Origin of the sequence: Geobacillus sp. G4 (genome assembly GCF_040327975.1) — a bacterium.
Lineage (GTDB): Bacteria > Bacillota > Bacilli > Bacillales > Anoxybacillaceae > Geobacillus > Geobacillus thermoleovorans.
The window spans coordinates 48,045-70,258 of record NZ_JBEPJY010000011.1 but is presented as its reverse complement, the minus strand read 5'-3'; the positions used below and the strand labels follow the sequence as shown (position 1 = coordinate 70,258).

The 22,214-nt window shown below is 51.8% G+C and carries 23 protein-coding genes, 4 pseudogenes and 1 CRISPR repeat array; of the genes and pseudogenes, 22 read left to right on the top strand and 5 right to left on the bottom strand.

From position 1 onward, the window contains the following. Positions 1-127: 127 nt before the first annotated feature. Positions 128-1,050: a CRISPR direct-repeat array (repeat unit 29 nt; unit sequence GTTTTATCTGAACGGAGAGGGATTTAAAG). Positions 1,051-1,160: 110 nt separating this feature from the next. The 3 pseudogenes from ABS784_RS13225 to ade all read right to left on the bottom strand — a co-directional run. Beyond that, a pseudogene (locus ABS784_RS13225) lies at positions 1,161-1,340 on the bottom strand (IS1634 family transposase); the annotation flags it as partial. Continuing rightward, positions 1,339-1,536: pseudogene (locus ABS784_RS17375) on the bottom strand (IS1634 family transposase); the annotation flags it as partial. The pseudogenes ABS784_RS17375 and ABS784_RS13225, both read right to left, overlap by 2 nt. 166 nt (positions 1,537-1,702) lie before the next feature. Beyond that, positions 1,703-3,088 (bottom strand): annotated as a pseudogene (ade, locus tag ABS784_RS13220) (adenine deaminase); the annotation flags it as partial. A 194-nt stretch (positions 3,089-3,282) separates the two neighbouring features. Here ade and ABS784_RS13215 point away from each other — a divergent pair. From ABS784_RS13215 to ABS784_RS13130, 18 genes and pseudogenes are all read left to right on the top strand, one after another. After that, a complete protein-coding gene (locus ABS784_RS13215) occupies positions 3,283-3,912 on the top strand; it encodes a YhbD family protein (protein WP_013524041.1) in 630 nt (209 codons plus the stop codon). Positions 3,913-3,917: 5 nt separating this feature from the next. Next, positions 3,918-4,622, top strand: a complete 705-nt coding sequence (locus ABS784_RS13210) for a polymer-forming cytoskeletal protein (protein WP_144329805.1) — start codon at positions 3,918-3,920, stop codon at positions 4,620-4,622. Positions 4,623-4,627: 5 nt separating this feature from the next. Next, positions 4,628-5,350 carry a polymer-forming cytoskeletal protein gene (locus ABS784_RS13205; protein WP_031212259.1) on the top strand — a complete coding sequence of 241 codons (723 nt, stop codon included), beginning with the start codon at positions 4,628-4,630 and terminating at the stop codon, positions 5,348-5,350. Between the two features lie 15 nt (positions 5,351-5,365). After that, positions 5,366-6,892: an MDR family MFS transporter gene (locus ABS784_RS13200; protein ID WP_352512780.1), complete on the top strand. Its 1,527-nt coding sequence runs from the start codon at positions 5,366-5,368 to the stop codon at positions 6,890-6,892. 181 nt (positions 6,893-7,073) lie between these two features. After that, positions 7,074-7,352, top strand: a complete 279-nt coding sequence (locus ABS784_RS13195) for a hypothetical protein (protein ID WP_011231578.1) — start codon at positions 7,074-7,076, stop codon at positions 7,350-7,352. Between the two features lie 492 nt (positions 7,353-7,844). Then, positions 7,845-8,213 (top strand): YidH family protein, encoded by a 369-nt coding sequence (locus tag ABS784_RS13190; RefSeq protein ID WP_069304337.1) that lies wholly within the window; start codon positions 7,845-7,847, stop codon positions 8,211-8,213. Positions 8,214-8,376: 163 nt separating this feature from the next. Next, positions 8,377-8,766 (top strand): DsrE/DsrF/DrsH-like family protein, encoded by a 390-nt coding sequence (locus ABS784_RS13185; RefSeq protein WP_020278573.1) that lies wholly within the window; start codon positions 8,377-8,379, stop codon positions 8,764-8,766. A 27-nt stretch (positions 8,767-8,793) separates the two neighbouring features. After that, positions 8,794-9,362: pseudogene (locus tag ABS784_RS13180) on the top strand (class I SAM-dependent methyltransferase). Between the two features lie 89 nt (positions 9,363-9,451). Beyond that, a complete protein-coding gene (locus ABS784_RS13175; RefSeq protein ID WP_352512775.1) occupies positions 9,452-9,844 on the top strand; it encodes a rhodanese in 393 nt (130 codons plus the stop codon). Further along, on the top strand, positions 9,811-10,071 hold the full coding sequence (locus ABS784_RS13170) for a metal-sensitive transcriptional regulator (RefSeq protein ID WP_013145015.1): 261 nt from the start codon (positions 9,811-9,813) through the stop codon (positions 10,069-10,071). The genes ABS784_RS13175 and ABS784_RS13170 overlap by 34 nt, the downstream gene beginning before the upstream one ends. Before the next feature lie 103 nt (positions 10,072-10,174). Beyond that, positions 10,175-10,402 carry a sulfurtransferase TusA family protein gene (locus ABS784_RS13165; RefSeq protein ID WP_352512772.1) on the top strand — a complete coding sequence of 76 codons (228 nt, stop codon included), beginning with the start codon at positions 10,175-10,177 and terminating at the stop codon, positions 10,400-10,402. 53 nt (positions 10,403-10,455) lie between these two features. Next, positions 10,456-10,938 carry a DsrE/DsrF/DrsH-like family protein gene (locus ABS784_RS13160; RefSeq protein ID WP_015375138.1) on the top strand — a complete coding sequence of 161 codons (483 nt, stop codon included), beginning with the start codon at positions 10,456-10,458 and terminating at the stop codon, positions 10,936-10,938. Between the two features lie 17 nt (positions 10,939-10,955). Beyond that, positions 10,956-11,321, top strand: a complete 366-nt coding sequence (locus ABS784_RS13155; RefSeq protein ID WP_352512770.1) for a rhodanese-like domain-containing protein — start codon at positions 10,956-10,958, stop codon at positions 11,319-11,321. Between the two features lie 12 nt (positions 11,322-11,333). Then, positions 11,334-11,630 (top strand): rhodanese-like domain-containing protein, encoded by a 297-nt coding sequence (locus tag ABS784_RS13150; protein WP_015375136.1) that lies wholly within the window; start codon positions 11,334-11,336, stop codon positions 11,628-11,630. A gap of 21 nt (positions 11,631-11,651) precedes the next feature. Beyond that, on the top strand, positions 11,652-12,221 hold the full coding sequence (locus ABS784_RS13145; protein WP_015375135.1) for a sulfurtransferase TusA family protein: 570 nt from the start codon (positions 11,652-11,654) through the stop codon (positions 12,219-12,221). Positions 12,222-12,269: 48 nt separating this feature from the next. Continuing rightward, the gene (locus tag ABS784_RS13140; protein ID WP_352512768.1) at positions 12,270-13,406 is read left to right on the top strand and encodes an MBL fold metallo-hydrolase; all 1,137 of its coding nucleotides are present in this window, start codon (positions 12,270-12,272) and stop codon (positions 13,404-13,406) included. A gap of 72 nt (positions 13,407-13,478) precedes the next feature. Then, complete coding sequence (locus ABS784_RS13135) at positions 13,479-14,261, top strand: sulfite exporter TauE/SafE family protein (RefSeq protein ID WP_062898701.1); 783 nt, start codon at positions 13,479-13,481, stop codon at positions 14,259-14,261. Between the two features lie 149 nt (positions 14,262-14,410). After that, positions 14,411-14,794 carry a DUF302 domain-containing protein gene (locus ABS784_RS13130; protein ID WP_096225042.1) on the top strand — a complete coding sequence of 128 codons (384 nt, stop codon included), beginning with the start codon at positions 14,411-14,413 and terminating at the stop codon, positions 14,792-14,794. A gap of 174 nt (positions 14,795-14,968) precedes the next feature. On the opposite strand, the gene desB is transcribed toward ABS784_RS13130, so the two are convergent. Beyond that, positions 14,969-16,087 (bottom strand): Delta(10) desaturase DesB, encoded by a 1,119-nt coding sequence (desB, locus tag ABS784_RS13125; RefSeq protein ID WP_023633521.1) that lies wholly within the window; start codon positions 16,085-16,087, stop codon positions 14,969-14,971. Between the two features lie 283 nt (positions 16,088-16,370). Next, positions 16,371-16,784, bottom strand: coding sequence for an EamA family transporter (locus ABS784_RS13120; RefSeq protein WP_023633522.1), 414 nt, complete (start codon positions 16,782-16,784; stop codon positions 16,371-16,373). Positions 16,785-17,172: 388 nt separating this feature from the next. Here ABS784_RS13120 and ABS784_RS13115 point away from each other — a divergent pair, with 388 nt between their 5' ends. The 4 genes from ABS784_RS13115 to ABS784_RS13100 all read left to right on the top strand — a co-directional run bounded on the left by ABS784_RS13115 (position 17,173) and on the right by ABS784_RS13100 (position 22,202). Beyond that, entirely contained in the window at positions 17,173-18,024 is an 852-nt protein-coding gene (locus ABS784_RS13115; protein ID WP_020278586.1) for an HAD family hydrolase, read from the top strand. Positions 18,025-18,209: 185 nt separating this feature from the next. Further along, the gene (locus tag ABS784_RS13110; protein ID WP_352512764.1) at positions 18,210-19,604 is read left to right on the top strand and encodes a hypothetical protein; all 1,395 of its coding nucleotides are present in this window, start codon (positions 18,210-18,212) and stop codon (positions 19,602-19,604) included. A 318-nt stretch (positions 19,605-19,922) separates the two neighbouring features. Continuing rightward, positions 19,923-20,765, top strand: a complete 843-nt coding sequence (locus ABS784_RS13105) for a citryl-CoA lyase (protein ID WP_014196107.1) — start codon at positions 19,923-19,925, stop codon at positions 20,763-20,765. 9 nt (positions 20,766-20,774) lie between these two features. Beyond that, positions 20,775-22,202 (top strand): aldehyde dehydrogenase family protein, encoded by a 1,428-nt coding sequence (locus tag ABS784_RS13100; RefSeq protein WP_352512762.1) that lies wholly within the window; start codon positions 20,775-20,777, stop codon positions 22,200-22,202. Positions 22,203-22,214 lie beyond the last annotated feature (12 nt).

Genomic DNA, 22,214 nt, shown 5'->3' with positions numbered 1-22,214 from the left:
GAAAAGGGGAGAGGGCTTTCTGAAAGAATGTGCAAAAAAATGGGTGTTTTGTGCTGAAATAAAATGATAATTTACAGAGAGGGATTTAAAGCGGGCTGAAACGAATGGCACGAGAGTTAAAAGTATCGTTTTATCTGAACGGAGAGGGATTTAAAGTTATAACGCAAAACAAAACCGCCCGGCAACGGTCGCCGTTTTATCTGAACGGAGAGGGATTTAAAGCTTGTTCCAAACGCATCAGATCGGCAAAATAGCGCGTTTTATCTGAACGGAGAGGGATTTAAAGTGGCTTGGACATCGAAAGATTGCGCGAACGGCAAGGTTTTATCTGAACGGAGAGGGATTTAAAGCAACATATGAAAAATTAAAAAAGCTATGTACACAGTTTTATCTGAACGGAGAGGGATTTAAAGTAGTCCGTAATTCCTCAATCGTTTAGGAATTCGCGTTTTATCTGAACGGAGAGGGATTTAAAGCGGTTAGTGTGTCGCCGTCCGTTTTAACGACGGTAAATGTTTTATCTGAACGGAGAGGGATTTAAAGATTTCAAGCCGAATGGGATGCTTTTATGGCAAGTGTGTTTTATCTGAACGGAGAGGGATTTAAAGTGATACGTCATTGGTCCTCGGTCGCAACAAAGCCGGAGTTTTATCTGAACGGAGAGGGATTTAAAGTATTTTGCCTCGCAATCTCAAAAACTCGGTTGCGATCATGTTTTATCTGAACGGAGAGGGATTTAAAGACATCTTGGTATCTGATACAGCTGATTCAGATGGGTTTTATCTGAACGGAGAGGGATTTAAAGATGAAAAGCGAATTCTTTGATTTTTACAATCTGTTCGTTTTATCTGAACGGAGAGGGATTTAAAGTGCGATTTTAGACATCCTGAAAATCGAAATGGAAGAGGTTTTATCTGAACGGAGAGGGATTTAAAGCCGATTTCAAGCGGCAGGCTGGCGAGCACCGTTCCGTTTTATCTGAACGGAGTGGGATTTAAAGAACCATTTCATCGCCGAAGTCGTTTTATTTGAACGGAGTGGGATTCAAAATCGGCGATAATGTGATGCCCGAGTTCGACAGTGACTAGGCAAACAAAATGCCTTTCGTCCCTTGATGCAAAAGTGACGAGAGACATTTGGGCACACTTTGGGCGTGTAGCTTAGGCGCGAGGATGGATGCCTAGGATCTTCGGAGGAGGCTCCAGCCCTAGAGCCGCAAAGAGTTGCGCTTGTTTGGCCGTCAGTTCAGTCCGTTGATGCAGGTCGCCGTTTTTGGAAGAAAAATGACCAAGCATGAGACGCTCACATTCGTCTCTTACTTTTGGCCATGATTCATGAGTCAGGAGAAAGGAATCGCGAAATGCTTTGGGCCAGACGTTCCAGGACGGCGCGATCCACTTCATCTGCGCGCCCAAACGAATCAATCACCTTCGCTTTCGCATATTTGGCCTTCGGATCCTATCCGTTGTGAGCAAGCTGGAGATACGCCACGGTCGTTCCGTCTTTGTTTTTGTGTGTTACTCGTCGTATGTACATGCCTATATTATAAACGATATTAGGCTTTTTAAAAGGATAAATTGTCAATTCGTGTGCCTGTGAAATTCAGCTCTTTTTTCTAGGATCCGTATGGCGAAATCCTTGATATCACAGCATTTTGGTCATTTTCATTTGCCTAAAATGGCCTCAAAACTGTCGAACTCGGGTGATGCGAGTCGTGCGCAATCGAAGCGGCGATGGCGCCTGTTTTGAACCCGAAGCCGCGGACGATGCCAAGGCCGCGATGGCGTTTGACGACCACAAGCTTCAGCAAATCCCGTTCGACCGAAGGGGAAAAGGCCCCGTCGCGGACATCGACTTCGGTGACAAGATGGTTCGTATGCAAATGGTTTGGGATGATCTCAATGACATGGGCTTTGTTTCCTTTCCGCATCGGAATGCGAAGATCGGCTTCGGTGACCGGTTGGCAACGGATGGATTGCCGCAATGTTGGTTCAATGCCGCAAGCCGATCGTTCGGAACGGAATGTGGCCTGCCCCTGCTCGGCCACCTGTTTTCCGGATTTAAATACGTGAGAGATTTTCAGCGTTTCCAAATCCTCAACGAACAAAAAGTCGGCGTCATACCCCGGGGCGACAGCGCCCTTCGTCGACAACCGGTAGCACTCGGCGGCGTTTAATGTGGCCATCTGGATGGCCAGAAGCGGGTCGAGCCCGGCGCGAATGGCGAGCCGCACATTATGGTCGACGCTTCCTTCGAACCATAAGTCATCAAGATGTTTGTCATCCGTGCAAAACAGAAAGCGGCGCGCGTTGTGCTCAGTGACGGCAGGAAGAAGTTTTTCGAGGTCTTTAGCGACTGATCCTTGGCGAATGAGCACGTACATGCCGCGGCGAATGCGTTCAAGCGCTTCGTCGACGGTGACGCATTCATGATCCGTATGGATGCGGGAGCTTCGGTAGACGTTGATGGCGTTGGCATCAAGGCCGGCCAAGTGGCCGTCGATCAGGCGGTTGGCGTTTGCCGCGAGCGCCAATTTGTCGAGCATCGACGGGTGTTGTTCCCTTAATGACGGATAGTCCATCACTTCCGACAATCCGAGAACGCGTTCATCGTTGAAAAACGGCGCCAGTTCCGCGGTGGATAAGATGGCTCCGGCATGTTCAAATGAGGCGGCCGGCACGCACGACGGCAACATCATATACACATCGAGCGGCGTCCGTTTCGCATCATCGAGCATAAACTGGATGCCGTGGATGCCGGCGACGTTCGCGATTTCGTGCGGATCGGCGATCACCGTGGTGACCCCATGCGGGAGAACGACGCGGGCGAATTCGCTCGGGGGCACCATTGATGATTCGATATGCACATGTCCGTCAATCAGCCCCGGGCATACATAACGCCCTTCGGCATCGATCGTTTGCTTTCCCTCATAGCGGCCAATGCCGACGATCATCCCCTCAGCAATGGCGAGATCCCCTTCGATGATTTCGCGCGTAAACACGTTGACGATTTTTCCGTTTTTGATGACGAGATCGGCCTTCGTTTGTTTTGCGGCGGCGGCGATTTGCTTCTGTAATGTCGAATGCATGTGGCTCATTCTCCTTTCTTCATGCTGCTCCTCTGATCGCCGGTGAAAGTTGGTTTCATTGTAATGAGCTAGATGGCAAGTTGTCAACCGCTTTGGTTCGTTTTTTGACATATGTATGGCACTGCTGTTTTCACACTCTTTACAACGTAACAATGTTATGTTACACTTATGGTGGTGAAGGAGGTGAGCGGCTCATGGAACAAGAATTGATTTCGAAAAAAGAACTGCTCGAGCTGACTGGCATTTCGTACGGCCAGCTGTACCGCTGGAAGCGGAAAAAGCTCATTCCGGAAGAATGGTTTATTCGAAAATCGACATTCACCGGGCAAGAGACGTTTTTCCCGAAAGAAAAAATCTTGGCGCGCATTGAGAAAATCAAAGAATTAAAAGATGAGCTGTCGCTTGATGAGTTGGCGGGCATGTTTGCGCCTGACCCGGCAGCGGTCGTCTTGACGAAAGAGGAAGTCATAAAACGTCACATTGTTTCGAATGTTGCGCTGCAATGGTTGAGCGACCAGTTGGGTGATCGCCAGGACGTTTCGTTTGGGCAGCTTCTTTCCCTTTACATCGTTGACCGGCTTCTTCGTTCCGGTGAGATCAGCATAGAAGAAGGAAAGAACATATGGATGATGTTCGAGAGTCATTATCCAAAATTGCAAGGGAAATCATGCGAGCTGGTCGTGCTTCGTAAAATGGGGGTGACGGTCTGCCTTCTGGTGGAAGAAGCGGCCGGCTTGTATGTGGAAGAAGGGGCGAAGCTCGTTGCGCGGCTGCACGTGCCAACGTATATCGAAGAGTTGAAATTGACCATTTCGGAGGGATAAAAAGGATGGAGCGATGCGATTTAGTTATTGCCGGAACCGGGCATGCGTCCGGCGGGCTGTACAACTTGGTGAAATTGTCGGGGAATGGAAAGCTGTATGGCGACATCGATTGCCTAGAGATGCAAGTGCAAGGAAATGCGACCGTGGAAGGAAGCGTGAAAGCCAACACCGTTCATATTGCCGGGAAAGGCCATGTGACAGGTGGGATCGAGTGCGAGTGGATGAAAGTGAGCGGGAGTGTGAAAATTGGAGAACATGTGCAATGCCAGGAGGCGACGGTTCGCGGCCACGGCTTGGTGAAAGGCTCATGCACGGCGGAGACGGTTCGTGTCCATGGCGAGCTCGACGTTGGCGGTGACTGTTCGGCCGAGCGGATGGAGGTCGAAGGGCATTTCACGGTCGGCGGGCTGTTGAATGCCGGCTATATCGAAGTGAAGCTGTTTGGCCCGAGCCGCGCTAAGGAGATCGGCGGGGAAACGATTATGGTAAAGCGGCAAGGAAGTTCGCTGTTCAAAAAATGGTTTTTCCCAGCTGAGTTGACCGCCGATGTCATTGAAGGGGATATCGTTCATCTCGAGCATACCACGGCGAAAACCGTGCGCGGCAATCGCGTGACGATCGGGCCAGGATGCAACATCGAGCGGGTCGAATACCGAGAGGCATTGGAATGCGATGAAGAGGCGAAAATCGGGACGATAGAGAAAGGATGAGAACGATGGCGGTCAGAAACTTAACGATCAACGGCTCGGCGTTTGCTTCAGGCGGCACGTTCCATCACGTGACGGTCCGCGGCGATGCGACGATTCGGGGCGATGTCGAATGCGATCGCTGTAAAGTGTTTGGCTCGGCAGACATGAAAGGAGCGGTCACCGCCCGCAAGCTTCGCCTGTTTGGCCAAGCGAACATGGACGGTTCAGTGCGTGCGGAGAAAATGGATGTGTTTGGGGAAGCAGACATCCGCGGCCATGCCCATCTGCAGCATCTTCAGTTGCGAGGGATGGTGCAGGTGGAGGGGAGCGTGGAAGCGCATGCGATTCGCGGCTATGGCGAGCTTTCGGTGTCGGGAAGCTGCGAGGCGGAAACCGTTTCGTTGACAGGTGTCGTGCGAATCGGACAGACGTTGAATGCGGAGCAGGTGGAATTGTCGTTGTATTTTGCCGACAGCTCGATCAAGGAAATCGGCGGTCGGACGATTCGCATTAAACGAGGCAAAACATGGAAGGCTGTTCATTGGTTGACACGTCTTTCCCCATTGACCGCTACGTTAGTGGCAGACGCGATTGAAGGCGATGAGATTTATTTGGAACATACAAAAGCCGCGGTCGTCAGGGGCGAGCGCGTGACGATCGGCCCGGGCTGCGAGATTGGGCTTGTTGAATATCGGATGGCGTTTGCCCAAGACGAACATGCCGCGGTGAAAGAAAAAAGACAGAGGTAGAGGAAGATGAAACGGATGGAGAATACGGAAACGAAAACAGGATTGGTCGTGATCGCGCTGTTGCTCGGCATTTTTGTCGCTTCGATGGACAATACGATTGTGGCAACAGCGATGGCGACGATTGTCGCTGATTTAGGCGGGCTCAAGCAGTTTGTTTGGGTGACGTCGGCGTATATGGTGGCCGAGATGGCCGGGATGCCGATTTTTGGGAAACTGTCCGATATGTACGGGAGGAAGCGGTTTTTTCTGTTTGGGATGATTGTGTTTTTGCTTGGATCGGTGCTGTGCGGCATGGCGCAAACGATCGTGCAGCTCAGCATTTTCCGCGCCATTCAAGGAATCGGCGGCGGGGCGCTTGTGCCGATCGCGTTCACGATTATGTTTGATATTTTTCCGCCGGAGAAGCGCGGGAAGATGGGCGGGCTGTTTGGAGCGGTGTTTGGCCTGTCAAGCATCTTCGGTCCGTTGCTTGGCGCGTATATTACCGATTATCTAAACTGGCGCTGGGTGTTTTACATTAACATTCCGCTCGGGATTGTCGCATTTTTGTTGCTTTGGATTTACTATCGCGAGTCGCCGAAGCATTCGAAGCAAAGCATTGACTGGCTTGGCGTGATGACGCTCGTTCCAGCGATCGTCTGCCTGATGTTTGCGTTGGAGCTTGGCGGACAGAAGTATGACTGGGACTCGGCCGTGATCATCGGGCTGTTTTCCGCGTTCGCGTTGTTGTTTTTCGCTTTTTTGTATGTGGAAACGAAGGTACAAGAGCCGATCGTGTCATACCATATGTTCCGCGAGCGCCTGTTTGCTTCAACGACCTTGGTCGCCTTTTTCTCCGGCGCAACGTTTGTCGTCGCCACCGTGTACATCCCGATTTTTATCCAAGGGGTGACGGGCGGTTCGGCGACGAATTCCGGGCTGATTTTGTTGCCGATGATGCTTTCGACGACGGTATCGGCCCAGCTCGGCGGCTTTTTGGCCGGGAAAACGAGCTACCGCAACGTGATGTTCGGGTTTATGCTGCTGTTTGCGGCCGGGATCGGGCTGCTTGGCACGATTGATGAGCATACAACGCGGCTTACGGTGACGTTGTACATGATCATTGTCGGATTAGGGGTGGGCGCCTCGTTTTCCGTGCTCGGCATGGCGGCGATCCATCATTTTTCCGAAGCGGAGCGGGGCGCGGCCAGCTCGACGAATTCGTTTGTACGGTCGCTTGGCATGACCGTCGGCATTACAGTGTTTGGAATCATTCAGCGAAACTTGTTCACCAATCAATTGGCCGAGCAGTTTCGCGGCATGGCGCAAGGAGCGCCTGGAGCGAACATTCACGACCCGCGCGCGATGTTGTCGCCAGAAGCGCGGGCGCACATCCCGGCTCCCGTGCTCGATCGTTTGACGGAAGCGCTGGCCTCTTCGATCGCCGATACGTTTTTATGGGCGCTCATTCCGGCGGCGCTCACGATCGTTTGTGTGCTTTTGATGTCCAACGATCGGCTCGCAGCGTGGACGGGTGCGCGGGAAAGAGCAAGTGAGAAATAAGAGGGGCATGATTGGAAGAGGGATAGAGTCAATGAAGCGGACGGGTGCTCATCATGCGGTTGGGGTGGCGCCGTCCGCTTGTGGTTTATTTCGAACTTATAGGAAACGATTTTTGACATTTTGACAAGCATGTTGTTCGTTTTGCAGGATTCTCTCCTGTGGGCAGCGAAATGGAAAATGTATGATTTTGCTGGGCTTTTTTGAAACATATGTGAAGCTGTCGGAGGAAGAAGAGCAGCAACTGCAAAGAGAGGTGAAAACGATGGAAACGAAAGAAAAAGAGAAAGTGTTGGAATTGATCATTTCCTATGAGCAGAAAGGGAGAAAAGAAGGAATGAAAGAAGGAATGAAAGAAGGAATGAGGCGGCTGATTGAGACTATGGCCCGCAAAGGGATGACAAATGATGAGATTGCCCGGTTGGTGGATCTTCCGGTCGAAGAGATCGAACGGTTGCTTTAGGAATGAGCGGATGGCTTCTATTTCTGAAAATGGCGGAGTCAGAGAGAGGCAATTATATTGTCTGTTGCATCACTGTACAGATTTCAGGCGAAAACTCGGACGATAGATGCAATTGTATGCGGCTGCCAAAAGATCATGAATACGATGCCTTGCCGATGAAGGCAAGGTGTATTTTTTTGCTTTCATTGAAGTGAAAGTCGAGACAAGTGGTGTGATGGTGTTTATAGGGAATAACGGCAAGGCGTTTTTTTATTCAAACGTGTGCTGATGGGGGCGACGGCCAGTGTGATTGGACAAATGTTGGTTCAATATCTTGATGAAAAGGAGGGGTATCCCGGCAATGCCAAGTTCAAGCGTTCCGACAAGCTATCTCATTGATTCGAAAGGGATCATACGGAAAAAATGATTGGACCGATAAGTTATGACTGAATTGTGAACTATATGGAATCGATTCAATAAACACCAGCGTAGATATATAAAGGGGAAGAGATGATGAGAGAGGAAAAACGGCAAACGACAGAGGATTCCAAATATATTCAGCAACATTTGGCGAACGAGCGGACGTTTCTCGCCTGGATTCGCACCTCGATTGCCATTATTGGAATTGCTTTTTTAATGATCAATTTGCATGAAAAATCAACGAGCAACGCATTGTCCACGGCCATTGTCCAATTGATCGGAGCATTGGCGGTGGTCATTTCCATCTGCACGATTGTGTTTTCCACCATTAGTTATGTCATGAAGACCAAACAAATTAATGAACAAACGTTCCGGCCGTCACGCCCGCTTATTTGGTTTTTGGCGTCCTTGTTGTTGCTGATCACCGGATTGTTTGGCTATTATTTTTTCACTTTGCTTTAATAGCGGTGCTTTCTCACCGCTTTTTTGTTGACAAAAGGAAAGTGATTCGATAACATAGGATTTGAAATACACATACGTGTATATGTATATATAACACGTATGCGTGTATAAAACCGGGATAGGTATCAAACATAATAACAAAAAATGTAAGGAGGCTCTTTTGATGAAAGTAGCGATTATTGCAGCAAACGGCGGGTTGTTTGATGCGTACAAAGTGTTCAACATCGCGACAGCTGCTGCGGCGGCAGACGCGGAGGTCGGGGTGTTTTTCACATTTGAAGGGTTGAATCTCATCCATAAAGAAGCGCACAAACAATTGCCGATTCCTGAAGGGAAAGAACATTTTCAACAAGGGTTCCAAAAAGCGAACGTTCCATCGATTGCCGAATTGCTTCAAATGGCGCAAGAGATGGGTGTGAAGCTGATCGCTTGCCAAATGACGATGGATGTCATGGGGCTTGACAAAAACCAATTCGTCGATGGCATTGAGGTGGCGGGGGCGGCGACGTTCCTGCAGTTTGCGAAAGACGCCGATATTACATTGGCCTTCTAATAAGGGAGAGGAATAGGAGGGGAACAAATGACAGGGCATCGTTTTCATTACGAACATGCTGAACGATTATTGGATCCGAAGCGCAAGGAATGGATCGACCCGCAACGGGTCATTTCGATGTTGTCCGTGAAACCGGATGACACGGTCGTCGATCTTGGCGCCGGGAATGGTTATTTCACGATTCCTCTCGCGCAGGCGACAAACGGAAAAGTGTACGCGATCGATGTGCAGCCGGAGATGATCCAGTTATTAAAAAAACGGGCGCAACAGTTTGCGATCACCAACATTGAATATCAGGTGGCGGATGTCGCCTCGACCGCCTTGCCTTCCCATTCGCTGGACAAAGGAATCATGGCGTTCGTCTTTCATGAAGTGGAACGAAAAGAAGCCGCCATTGACGAAATTCGCCCGTGATGAAGCCAAAAGGGCAGTTTCTGTTGATCGAATGGGAAGCGATTGAAAGCGAAATGGGGCCGCCGCTCCATGAGCGGATTCCGTCGGATGAACTGTTTTCCTATGTGAAACAAAAGGCGGGCAACGTGGAACTTGTCCGTTTTCACCCGGCTGTCTATGGTCTTTTGATTCGCTGGGAATAACCAATTGTTGAGGAAAATATTTCTTATTGTCATTATACCGTATAGGGTATATAATGATCGTGCATAGGGTGAATAGAGGGGGTGAACCGTTGATCGTCATCAGTTTGTTATTCTTTCTCATTCTTTTGGGCGCAGCGTTGTATCGACGCTACTATCCTGTAAAACATATCCCATGCCTTCCGGTAGAAGAGGTGCCGGACGGCTTGCTTCTTCTTGACTTGCGCGATTATAATGAAAGCAACGGCTCCATATTTGGCCAAGCGTTGCATATTCCGGTGGCGTATTTGAAACGGCATGTTCGGCATATCCCGCGAAAGCCGCTTCATATCATTGCCCAGGATGCCATCGAAAAAAACGTCGGCATCCGCCTGTTGCGCCGCTATGGCTATGAGGTGAACAGCTATTCGATCACGGCTTGCGATTGTCAAGAAAGGGGGCGAACGAGCCGATGGAATATAACAAAGAGATCAAAAACCGCTTAAAACGGATTGAAGGACAAATTAAAGGCGTCCTTGGCATGATGGAACAAGGGAAAGACTGCAAGAGCGTCGTTTCCCAGCTGTCGGCGGCGCGCAATGCCATTGACCGCGCCATTGCCGTCATCGTCAGCACCAATTTGGAACATTGTCTTCGTGAAAGCATGGAAAAAGGGGAAAGCACAGACAGTCTTGTCAAAGAAGCAGTGGAACTGCTTGTGAAAAGCCGTTAATGCGTTGCTCAACAAAAAGGTGTTGACAACGTTCTTTTTCTCGTAGTAATATACCCATAGGGGTAATGGTAATAAAACGTATGATATCAAGGAGGTTATCAAAATGAACGCAACGAAAGTATTGGATGCAAAAGGATTGGCCTGCCCGATGCCGGTGGTGAGAGCCAAAAAAGCGATGGACGAATTGCAATCAGGTCAAGTGCTCGAGGTGCACACGACCGATAAAGGGGCGAAAAACGATTTGCCGGCATGGGCGAAAGCGAGCGGCCATACGGTGCTTGAGATGAAAGAAGACAACGGTGTGTTGACGTTCTGGATTCAAAAAGGATAATTTTTTAGATTTTAATATACCCATATATGTATATTTAGAGAGGAGGCAGCCAGATGACACAGCCGAAGAAAAAGACGACGATCATTTTGTTCAGCGGCGACTATGACAAGGCGATGGCGGCTTACATCATCGCCAACGGCGCCGCTGCCTACGACCATGATGTGACGATCTTTCATACGTTCTGGGGGCTGAACGCCTTGCGGAAAGAGGCGTCGGTTCCAGTGCAAAAAGGGTTTCTTGAAAAGATGTTCGCGAAGATGATGCCGCGCGGCGCGGACCGCATGGGGCTGTCGCGCATGAATTTTGCCGGCATCGGCCCGAAGTTGATCAAAAAGGTGATCAAAAAGCATAACGCCATGCCGCTTCCGCAGTTGATCGAGATGGCGAAGGAGCAAGGCGTGAAACTCGTCGCTTGCCAAATGACAGTCGATTTGCTTGGGCTGAAGCCGGAGGAATTGATCGATGGCGTTGAGTTTGCTGGCGTCGCCGCGTATTTGGCTGATGCGTCGGAAGGAAATGTGAACTTATTCATTTAATCAAATGAGGGAATCCTATGTCGCAAATGATCCTCAACATCATCCTGTTTGTTTTGCTTGTTTGGTTTTTTGCCAGCCGCTTCATCCCGCCGAAAGGGGTGCGGATGATGACGGCGGCGGAATTGAAACGCCGGTTGAAAGAACCCGGGGTACAGTATATTGATGTGCGCACCCCTTTGGAGTTTCAGTCTTACCATCTGCCAGGGTTTCGGAACATCCCGCTGCACGAATTGACAGCCCGTGCTCACGAACTATCCAAAGAAAAAGAAGTGATTGTCATTTGCCAAAGCGGGATGCGAAGCCAAAAAGCGAGCAAATTGTTAAAGAAAATGGGATTTCAGCACGTGACGAACGTCAAAGGCGGCCTAAACGCCTGGCAGTAGAGGAGGATGATGATGAAAACGATCACGCCAAAAGAGGTAGAAGAGCGGCTTCGCGCTGGAGAATCGCTTCATATCATCGATGTGCGCGAGCCGGAGGAAGTCGCTGCGGGCAAAATTCCAGGAGCGGTCAATATTCCGCTCGGTTTGATCGAGTTTCGCATGCATGAATTGGACAAAAATGAGGAATACATTCTCGTCTGCCGTTCCGGCGGCCGCAGCGGCCGTGCGGCGGAGTTTCTTGACAGCCGCGGTTACCGCGTCGTCAACATGACAGGGGGCATGCTGGCCTGGGAAGGGCCTGTCGAATAAGCCGTAAGGAGGGATTCGTTCATGATTAAAGTTGATATGACCGTTGATGCGAAAGGACTGTCCTGCCCGATGCCGATCGTTCGAACGAAAAAGGCGATCAATGAATTGCAGCCGGGGCAAGTGCTGGAAGTGCAGGCGACGGATAAGGGATCCAAAGCCGATATCAAAGCATGGGCGGAAAGCACAGGGCATCAATATGTAGGAACAATTGAAGAAAATGGGGTTTTGAAACATTATATCCGCAAGGCAGCAGAAAGTGAAACACGCAAAGAAACGACATTCCCTCATGTCGTATCGAATGAACAATTGCAAGAAAAACTTCACGATCCTGATTCGTTTGTTTTGGATGTCCGCGAACCGGCGGAGTATGCGTTTGGCCATATTCCGGGCGCCGTTTCAATTCCGCTTGGGGAGCTTGAAAATCGGATGGCCGAACTTCCGAAAGACAAAACGATTTATGTCGTGTGCCGCACAGGGACACGGAGCGATTTGGCTGCGCAAAAGCTGGCCGAAAAAGGATTTGACCGTGTGCGCAACGTCGTTCCCGGCATGTCGCAATGGAACGGGCCGCTTGATTCCGCTCAATCGTAATGAGCGGCCTTTTTCAACAATCAAATATACATTAGGGGGTATGGTAATATGGTGAAAGAAATGACCGTGCAACAAATGACGGAAAAGGTGTTAAACAAAGAATCGTTGTTCATCTTGGACGTCCGCAACGAAAGCGATTTTCGCGATTGGAAAATCGAAGGGGAAAACTTCGCGTATTTGAACGTGCCGTATTTTGAATTGATTGATGGAGTTGACTCGATTGTCGACCGTCTTCCGAAAGACCAAGACATCGTCGTTGTGTGCGCGAAGGGCGGATCGGCGGCGTTTGTCGCCGAACAGCTGACGGAAGCCGGGTTTGACAACGTTTATACGCTCGCTGGCGGGATGCAGGCGTGGAGTGAGCATCTCCATCAAGCCAAAGTATACGAAGATGATCAGTTGAAAATTTACCAATTCATCCGCGTCGGCAAAGGATGCCTGTCGTATATGGTCATCTCCGGAAGCGAAGCGCTTGTCGTCGATCCGTTGCGGTTTATCGATGTGTACGAACAAGCCGCCCAACAAGAAGGGGTAACGATCACGCATATCGTGGACTCGCACTTGCATGCCGACCATCTTTCCGGCGGCAAGGCGCTGGCCGAGCGGACCGGAGCAACGTACTACTTGATGAAAAGCGAGGGAGCGGTGTTTGATTTCGAGCCGCTCGAGCAACATGAAACGATCGACTTCGAAAACGTTCATTTGGAAGTGTTGGCAGTGAAAACACCGGGGCATACGCCAGGCAGCGTCTCGTTCTTTGTCAACGGCAAATGGCTGTTCTCGGGTGACACGATTTTTGTCGGCGGTCTCGGGCGGCCGGACCTCGGCGGCAAGGTGGCGGAATGGGCGGCGGATTTGTATGACACCGTGTACGAAAAAGTCGCGGCCATGGCGGATGATGTGATCGTCTTGCCGGCTCACTACGCGAACTTAGACGAAGAAATCAACGCGGAGGGGTATGTCGGCGATACGTTAGGCCGCATCCGCGCCCGCAATGAGATGATGCAAAACAAACCAAAAGACGAATTTATCGATCTTGTCATCCAAAGCGCCAATACTGAAACCCCGCCGAACTTTGAAGACATTGTCGCCATCAACCGCGGGCTCAAAACCGTTGATATCGAAACAGAGCGGGAGCTTGAGATCGGCCCGAACCGCTGCGCGCTGCATCATACCCATGCCTAAAGAAGCGGCACAGATTGGCAGGGGACGGGGGCGTGCCTCGTCCCTTTTGAAAACAAAAGGGAGGGATGGTCGATGGATGTTTCGCTCGCGTTTCTCATTGTCATCTTTTTAATCGGCTTTGTCGGTTCATTTATTTCTGGGATGGTGGGGATCGGCGGGTCGATTATTAAATATCCAATGCTTTTGTATCTTCCGCCGTTGTTTGGGCTGGCGGCGTTCAGCGCTCATGAAGTGTCGGGAATCAGCGCGGTGCAAGTGTTTTTCGCCACGATCGGCGGCGTGTGGGCGTATCGAAAAAGCGGCTATTTGAACAAATCGCTCATTCTCTATATGGGCGTGAGCATTCTTGTCGGCAGTTTTGTCGGCGGCTATGGCTCGAAGCTGATGAGCGAGGGAACGATTAACGTCGTTTACGGCATCTTGGCGGCATTGGCGGCCATCATGATGTTTGTGCCGAAAAAAGGGATCGATGACATTCCGCTTGACCAAGTGACGTTCAACAAAGGGGTGGCGGCCGCCTTGGCGTTTCTGATCGGCGTCGGGTCCGGCATCGTCGGGGCGGCGGGGGCGTTTTTGCTTGTGCCGGTCATGCTCGTTGTCCTGAAAATCCCGACGCGAATGACGATCGCCACGTCTTTGGCCATTACGTTCATTTCCTCCATTGGCTCTACGTTCGGGAAAATCGCCACCGGCCAAGTCGATTACATCCCGGCGCTCATCATGGTCGTCGCGAGCTTGCTTGCCTCTCCGCTAGGGGCGAAAGCGGGGCAAAAAATGAACACGAAAGTGCTGCAAGTCATCCTTGCCGTGTTGATTTTGGCGACGGCGGTGAAAATTTGGGTGGATATTTTATGATCGAAGCGCTTGAAAGGCGACGGGTCACGGGAAAAGACATGTGAATGCTGGAACTGATCATGTGTCGCCGTCCGTTTTCTGCGTGATGGTGAGCGATCGATTTGGGCATGCTAAACAACGGGAAAACATAACGAAGGGAAGAATGAGCGATGTTCCATTACACGGTTGACGTGTCAACGGGCATGAACGAAACGATCGAGCGTTTGGAAGAAAGCTTGAAACAAGAAGGATTTGGCGTGCTCTGGCAGTTTAGCGTAACCGAGAAGCTGCAAGAAAAGGGGCTTGATTTTTCCACGCCGATGGTCATTTTCGAAGTGTGCAACCCGCAAGAAGCGGCTCGGGTGCTAAACGAAAACCTCTTGGTTGGCTACTTTTTGCCGTGCAAACTCGTCGTCTACCAAGAAAACGGCACAACGAAAATCGGCATGCCGAAACCGACGATGCTCGTTGGCATGATGAACGATCCTGCTTTGAAGGAAATCGCGGCCGACATTGAGAAGCGGCTGGCCGCTTGCCTCGACCGCTGCCGCTGATGGGCAATGAAAAAAGGTGTCCCAAAGTGATGGGGCACCTTTTGGTTATGCGCACATACACGGAAACGCAGGTTTGCAGAAAGAAAAGCGCTCTTTTCCCTTCTCCGCCGCTTCTTGATCGATGATCCAAAAGGAGAATCACAAGGTGGCTGATTGTTGCAAAGCCAATCCTTTCTACAAATTCCCTTGCCCCGCCGCTTTTTTTGTTTTTGCCCGTTTTTTGGCTGAGCGCGGCTGTTTTTCTGTTTCCAGCTCGCGATGCACAATCCGGTCGGGATCCAACCCATTGCCAAGCGTGCCGTACACATGGCCTTGCTTTGGCTCGATGAGCTCATGTTGCTCGTAGTAGACGCGCGGCGTTTTCCAAAGGGCGGCCAACGCTTTTCCCATCGGCATTTCGTGGTAGCGGTCGGGCCACATTTGTTTGATGTATGTTTTCACGAGCGGATAGTACTTCGAACTCATCGCTGGAAAGAGATGATGTTCGGTATGGTGCGAAAAGTTGAAGTGAAGGATATCCACCCACTTTGGCACCGTGACGGACAAGCTGTTGGCCAACGGATCGTTGACCGGCACTAACGGATTGAGACGGTGGTTTGTTGAGATATAGCTCATGACGATCGTGTTGGCGACGAGCAGCGGAAGCAAAAAGGCGAAAAACCATTTTTCCCAGCCGACAAGCCATAACAGCCCGAGCCATGTCGCCCAAGGCAAGAAAAATTGAAACAGGACAACCGCGCGGTTCTTCCGGCGGAAGTCTTTGAAAAAGTAAAACAGCATCCGGATCGAGTGAACGGTAAACATCACGGACAAGGAGCTAAAAGCGAAAGAAGCGCGAATCGGAAACGGGATGCGGTATACCCAAGAGAGCAGGCGGCTTTTCGCTAATTTCTCCATGCTTGGCCACGCGTCCGGGTCTTTTTCTTCATGCTGGGTATGCACATGGTGGCTGGCGTTATGCCATTTTCTCCACAACTTCGGACCGGTGCAAAGCGGCCAAAAGGCGATCGCTCCGAGAAGATCGCGCAGCCATGGCGTTTTGACGACTGTGCCGTGCAAAATTTCATGTCCTAAAAATCCTAACGCAGCAAAACTGAAACCAAGCACAACAGAGATGAGGAGGTTCCATACCGGGTGAAGATGAAAAAGTGATACAGCGAGGATGCCGGTGATGACGAGCCCTACATAAGCCAGACCTCCAAACAAGCGGGACTTCACAGGTTGAAACGCTTTTTTCGGCAAATGCGGGGCAATTTTCGCCGCGTACCAACCGAACGGGTGAAAATCATTCATTCAGTGATCTCCTTTCAAACTACTCTCCGTTTGACAAGCAGCGGCGAAGCCATTCACACACTCTTGGTCGCAACGAAGACCTTATTTTTTAATGAGGTGATCCCAAAAGCTGTCCTCTATGCCTAAATGATGTGGAGAGGCGAGAAAAGATCTTGGTCATTATAAAGACTATTATAACATCTTTTGGATCGTTCTGTCTATAGGCTTGATGGAAAAATACCAAATTTGGGCATGATGGCAGTTTTTCCAGAAGGACAGGCTAGGCGCTTGAGCAGGCGGCTGGCTAAAACATCATGATCAATGTCCCGATGGTAATGAGCAACACCCCGATCACCACTTTCGCGGACAGCGGTTCGCCGAGAAACATAGCCGCAAACAAAATCGTCAGCACCAAGCTTGATTTGTCAATGGCGGTGACGCGCGAGACATCGCCGATTTGGATCGCTTTGTAGAAACAAAGCCATGACAATCCGGTCGCCGCTCCTGAGAGGCAGAGAAACACCCAGCTTTTCGTTGAGATTGCTTTGACGCCTTGATGAGCCCCTGTCATCCAGACGATCATCCATGCGAGCACAAGCACGACGGCGGTGCGAATGGCGGTCGCTAGATGGGAGTTCACGTTCTCAATGCCGATTTTCGCCAGCACCGATGTCAGCGCCGCAAACACCGCCGCCAGCAAAGCATAAACGATCCACATGCACATCCCTTCGCTTTCATTGAGAATTTTTCTCATCTATTATACTACGAGAAGGGAGAACATTTCACCATTTTTCCATTCGTTTGTTATAATGGAGGACAAGCACCGCTGCTGGCGCCGCTTTTGCGCGAGTTGGGCGTCAATATGAGCACAGGTCCAACCCCTCGTTCTGATGAAGTACGGCAATTGTTCGAACAGTTTGCGATCTAAGAAGCCGACAGCTATTCAGAATAAAAGGAAGAGTTGCAGAACAAGAGCAGATGGAGGCAGGCGCTGGAGTGCGGAGTGAAAAGTGCGGGAATTTCCAGCTTTCCACTAGCCCCCTGCTTCTGTCAGAACGCCGTTTTTCTAGAAGCTCTTTGCATGACGAAGGAAAGAGGGATGAGTTATGTTGATTGCACTCGATATGGATGGCACTCTGTTAAACGGGGAAGGAAAAATCAGCGAGCGCAACCGGGCGGCCATTGCGGCTGCAAAAGCGCAAGGCCACATCGTCGCCGTCGTGACCGGGCGGGCGCGCAAAGACGCGCTCGCCCCGCTTTGTGAGGCAGGCCTCGTCTGTCCGATCGCCAGCTTAAACGGAGCGATCGTGACGCTTGAGGACAGCACGGTCATCAGCGAGGCGCCGCTCGAACGGGCGGCGGTCCGCCCGACGCTGGAGTGGGTGCGCGAACAGTCGGATTTGTATTGCGAGACGTACACGGGCGATGCGGTCTATGTCGGCTTGCACAACCGCGCCCAATGGGAAGCGCTCGCTTCCGAGATGGCCGCTGCGGCCCCGGATGTGAAATGGCTGGTGAACAAGCAGTTCCAGCAAGCGCGGGTGACGTATGTCGACGACATCCGCACGGTGTGGGACGACCCGAAGCGGGTGATCTATAAGCTGCTGATTTTCGCCCTTGACCGCGAGCGGTTGCGTGATGCGGCCTCCCGTTTCGCGGCGCTCCCTGGCGTCACGGTCACCTCCTCACATCCGCACAACATAGAAATGAACCACGAACGGGCGACAAAAGGCGAGGCGCTCAAGCAACTCGCTGCCCATTACGGCATCGATTTGCGCGATACGGTCGTCTTTGGCGACAGCCATAACGATTTGTCGATGTTTGAGGTGGCGGGCTGCCGCGTCGCCATGGCCAACGCCGCCCCCGAATTGAAAGCGAATTGTGATTTCGTCACCCTCTCCCATGAAGAAGACGGCGTGGCGGCGGGGCTTGAGCGGGTGCTTGCGAAACGGGTGTAGCAGCACCCGTTTTTTTCGATTGGACGTTCACCACATCGCTTTGGATGTAGAGAGGCTCAGGTTTCCGATGCTTGCCCCGTCTGCTGAAACGTGAATGTGTGCTGTCGGAGAGGGGAATCGTTTTCGCCGCTTATGGACAACAGTCGCATCATCATCTCAACGTATGGCAACGAAAGGGGAGAACAATGACGCACGATCGCATTCAAGACTGGATTGGAATATGGCGGGTGCCGGTGTATACAGCGGCGGTGGCGCTGTATATGGTGGCCCAGTTTGTCGAGACGGCCCCCGTTCACTATGCTATGGGAGCTGCAGCGCTGTCAGCGTTTATTGTGTCCGCGTTTTTCGCCCGCGGGGTGTACCAGGTGTCGGGAGCTCTGTTTTTTGCATTTGGTGTTGGATTGTTTTTGTTCTATGGCGATGCATGGCCGACGTTTGTCCTGCATTTTGAACGGGTGTTGGGGCTGTTGGCGCTGTTTTTTGTGCTTCCGTTCATGAATACGCTTATTCGCGTCGGGCGGTATGATCAGAGTTTGAGCGAATGGCTGAAGCGGAACGTCGGGGGCGTTTCGTCGCTGTACCGCCGCAGTTTCAGCGTTTGTCATTTGCTTGGGTTGTTTTTGAACATTGCCACGATTCCGCTTCTTGTCAAATCGTTGCGCACCGCGCTGCGAAATGTAGGAGGACGGAAGGCCGAGTCGTTTTATGTTCGGAATTTGCTGCGGGCGTATGCGCTTTGTTTGACGTGGAGCCCGATGGAAGTGATGATCAGCACGACGATTGATTTCACCGGTGTGCACTATTATGAAGTGGCGCTGTTTTTGCTGCTTCTGGCTTTTACGATGGCGATGATCGACTGGGGAACGGCCGCTGTTTCGTACCGATCCATCCCATTGGACAACGGCGAGGAAGCGGGGCGGGAATCAGCGGTTTCGATCGGGAAAAAGGCCGCCCAGCTGCTAGTGGTGCTCGTCGTGTTTACGGTGCTCGTGTCGCTCGTTCAGCGTTGGCTTGGCAAAGGATTTTTGTTTTCGATCGTCTTATTGCTTGTCCCGTTTTGTTTCGGATGGGCGCTGCTTGTGCGCCGGGTGAAGCGGTATGCGGTGATGGCGCTCTGCCATTGGAAAGAGCGGACAGAGGGATTGGGAAACTACTTTTTCATGTTTTTAGGAGCCGGGTTGTTTGTCGAGATGCTGGCCCGGTCTCCGCTGCTCGCTGGGCTTGGAGGCTGGTTTCGCGTCGGGGCGGAGCATTCCGTCTGGCTGTATGGAATGATTGCCGTTTATTTTTTCGCGACGTCGTTTGTTGGGTTTCATCCGTTGGTCAGCTTGACGCTGCTCATGCCGCTGCTTGAGCCGGTGCGGCTGCTTGTTCCGGCGGTGCCGTTGTCGATTGTGCTCATTTGTTGCAGTTTGGCGACGGTCATGTACAGCCCGTACAATATTTCTGTTTCTTTGCTGGCGGAGGAGCTGGGGGACAATCCGTATCGGATCGGCAGGAGGAATGTTCCGTTTGCGCTCGGTTATATGGCCGTGGGAATCGGCATTGCGCTGTTGGCGGAGCGGCTGTTTTTCGGCTGATATCTATGGCGTTGTGGGGTCGTTTCCTTCTTTATTTTCAAAGAAAGAAGATTTTTAGGTTGACAGCGTTTTCAGCAGAACGATATAATGAGATTGAATCGATTGAATTGTTTGTCATTTCTTTTTTAGATCGATCTAATAAATAGGCGTGCCTAGTTGGTGCGCTCGGGATCGTCTGCTTAAAAATGGAAACAAAGAAGATTTGTTCTGGAGGTTTTTAGATCGATCTAATCTTCATTCTTTTGTTTTAGATCGATCTACTAAAATTCCATTCTTTTAGATCGATCTACAAAGAGCGGCAAAGGGGGATCGACTCGGATGAAGCAGCGAAGTGCGCTCGATATGTACGCCGATGGAGGGGCGTGGTGGGAGACGTCGATCAGCGACGTCCGCAAAAATGAAATTCTCATTCGCGGATATCCGATTGAAGAATTAATCGGCAATGTGTCGTACACGCAAATGCTGTACCTCTTATTATGCGGCGAGATATTGAGCGAGAAAAAGGCGAAGTTATGGGAGAGCGTCCTTGTCGCCGGGGCGGATCACGGCCCGCGCGCCCCGTCGATTGCGGCGGCCCGCATGGCGGCGACATGCGGCATTTCGTTCAACTCGTGTGTGGCGACGGGCATCAACGTGCTTGGTGATGTGCACGGGGGAGCGGTGGAGAAGGCGATGGCGCTGTTTTACGAGACAAATGAGCAAATCGAAATCCGCGGCGGGGAAGGTGCGATGGCCGATGTGATCGGCGAGCGGTTTGAACAGTTTCGCCGTGAAGGGCGGAAGCTGCCGGGATTTGGCCATCAGCTTCATGATGACGACCCGCGCGTCAGACGGCTGTATGCATTGGCGGGCGAACTCGTGGAAGAAGGGGAGATCAGCGGGCGGTATTTAGCGATCGCCGAAGCGTATCGTTCCCATTTGGAGAAGACGAAAGGGAAGCGGATGACGATGAACATCGACGGGGTGGCGGCGGCGATCCAGTGCGAGCTCGGCGTGCCGGCGGCGGCGGCGAAAGGTGTGTTCGCTCTGTCGCGCGGGATGGGCATTGTCGCCCATGCGTTTGAAGAGTGGCAAAACGGCGTGCTGATCAAAGGACCGTGCCCGAACCGCGATGATTTAGTCCGCTATACCGGACCAGCCAAACGTCATTTGGAAAAGTAGGTGATCAAGATGAGAAAAGCACAGCTGTATATTAACGGGACATGGATCGAAGAACCGCGTGCGGTTGAGCCGGTGAAAAACCCGTATACCGGGGAAGTGATCGGCGAACAGCAGCTGGCGACGCCGGAAGATGTGGACAGGGCGCTCGCCTGTGCGTTTGAAGCAAAAAAAGAGATCGCGAGAATTCCGTCCTATGAGCGAGCGCGCATCTTAAAAAGGGCGTCGATGCTGCTGGAGGAGCGGAAAGAAACGTTTGCCCGCTGGATTTCGGAAGAGCTTGGAAAGCCGCTGAAAAACACGTTGGATGAAGTGTCCCGCTCCATTGAAACGCTTGAGCAGTCAGCTGAAGAAGCGAAGCGTCTGTTTGGGGAAACGATCCCGGGCGACGCCTCGGCGCGCGGGACGAAAGCGGTGGCAGTGACGTTTCGCGTGCCGGTCGGCGTCGTGGCGGCGATTACGCCGTTCAACGCTCCGCTCAATTTGATTTGCCATAAAGTCGGACCCGCGTTTGCGGCGGGCAACGCCGTTGTGTTGAAACCGGCGCCGCAGACGCCGCTCATTGCGGCAGAGCTGTTGAAGCTGCTGCTGGAGGCCGGTCTTCCGCCGCGCGCCATCAACATGGTGCTTGGCGGCGCCGAGGTTGGGCAGCAAATCGTGAAAGACGATCGCGTCAACGTCATTTCATTTACTGGCGGTGTCGTGGCGAGCCGCAACATTTGCGCGTTGGCCGGCATGAAAAAAGTGCTGCTGGAGCTTGGCGGCAATGCGGCGACGATCGTCCATGAAGACGCCGATTTGAAACGGGCGGCCGCCCTGTGCGCGAAAACCGGCTACAGCAACTCCGGGCAAAGCTGCATTTCCGTTCAGCGCATTTACGTGCATGAGTCGGTCGTTGGACCGTTCACCGAGTTGCTCAAACAGGAAGTGGAAGCGTTGAAAGTCGGCGACCCGCTCTTGCCCGATACGGATGTCGGCTGCATGGTCGATGAGCGGGCGGCGGATCGGGTGATGAGTTGGATTGATGAAGCCATCGCATCCGGCGCGACGCTGGTGTGCGGCGGAAAACGGCGCGGGGCGACGGTGGAGCCGACGGTGCTCTTCAACCCGCCGAAGCGAAGCAAAGTCGTTTGTGAAGAAGTGTTCGGCCCGGTCGTCAGCGTCATCCCGTACCGGACGATTGACGAAGCGATCGCCGAGACGAACGATTCTGCCTTTGGCCTGCAAGCCGGGCTGTTTACGAACCGGATGGACATCGTCTATCAAGTGGCGGAGGCGCTTGAGGTCGGTGGAGTTGTCATTAACGGCACCTCGAATTTCCGGTTGGATCATTGGCCGTACGGCGGTGTGAAAAACAGCGGCATCGGCCGTGAAGGTCCGCGGTATGCGATTGAGGAAATGACGGAAATGAAGATGATTGTATGGCAGTTTCCACAGTGATGATAGGTGGTG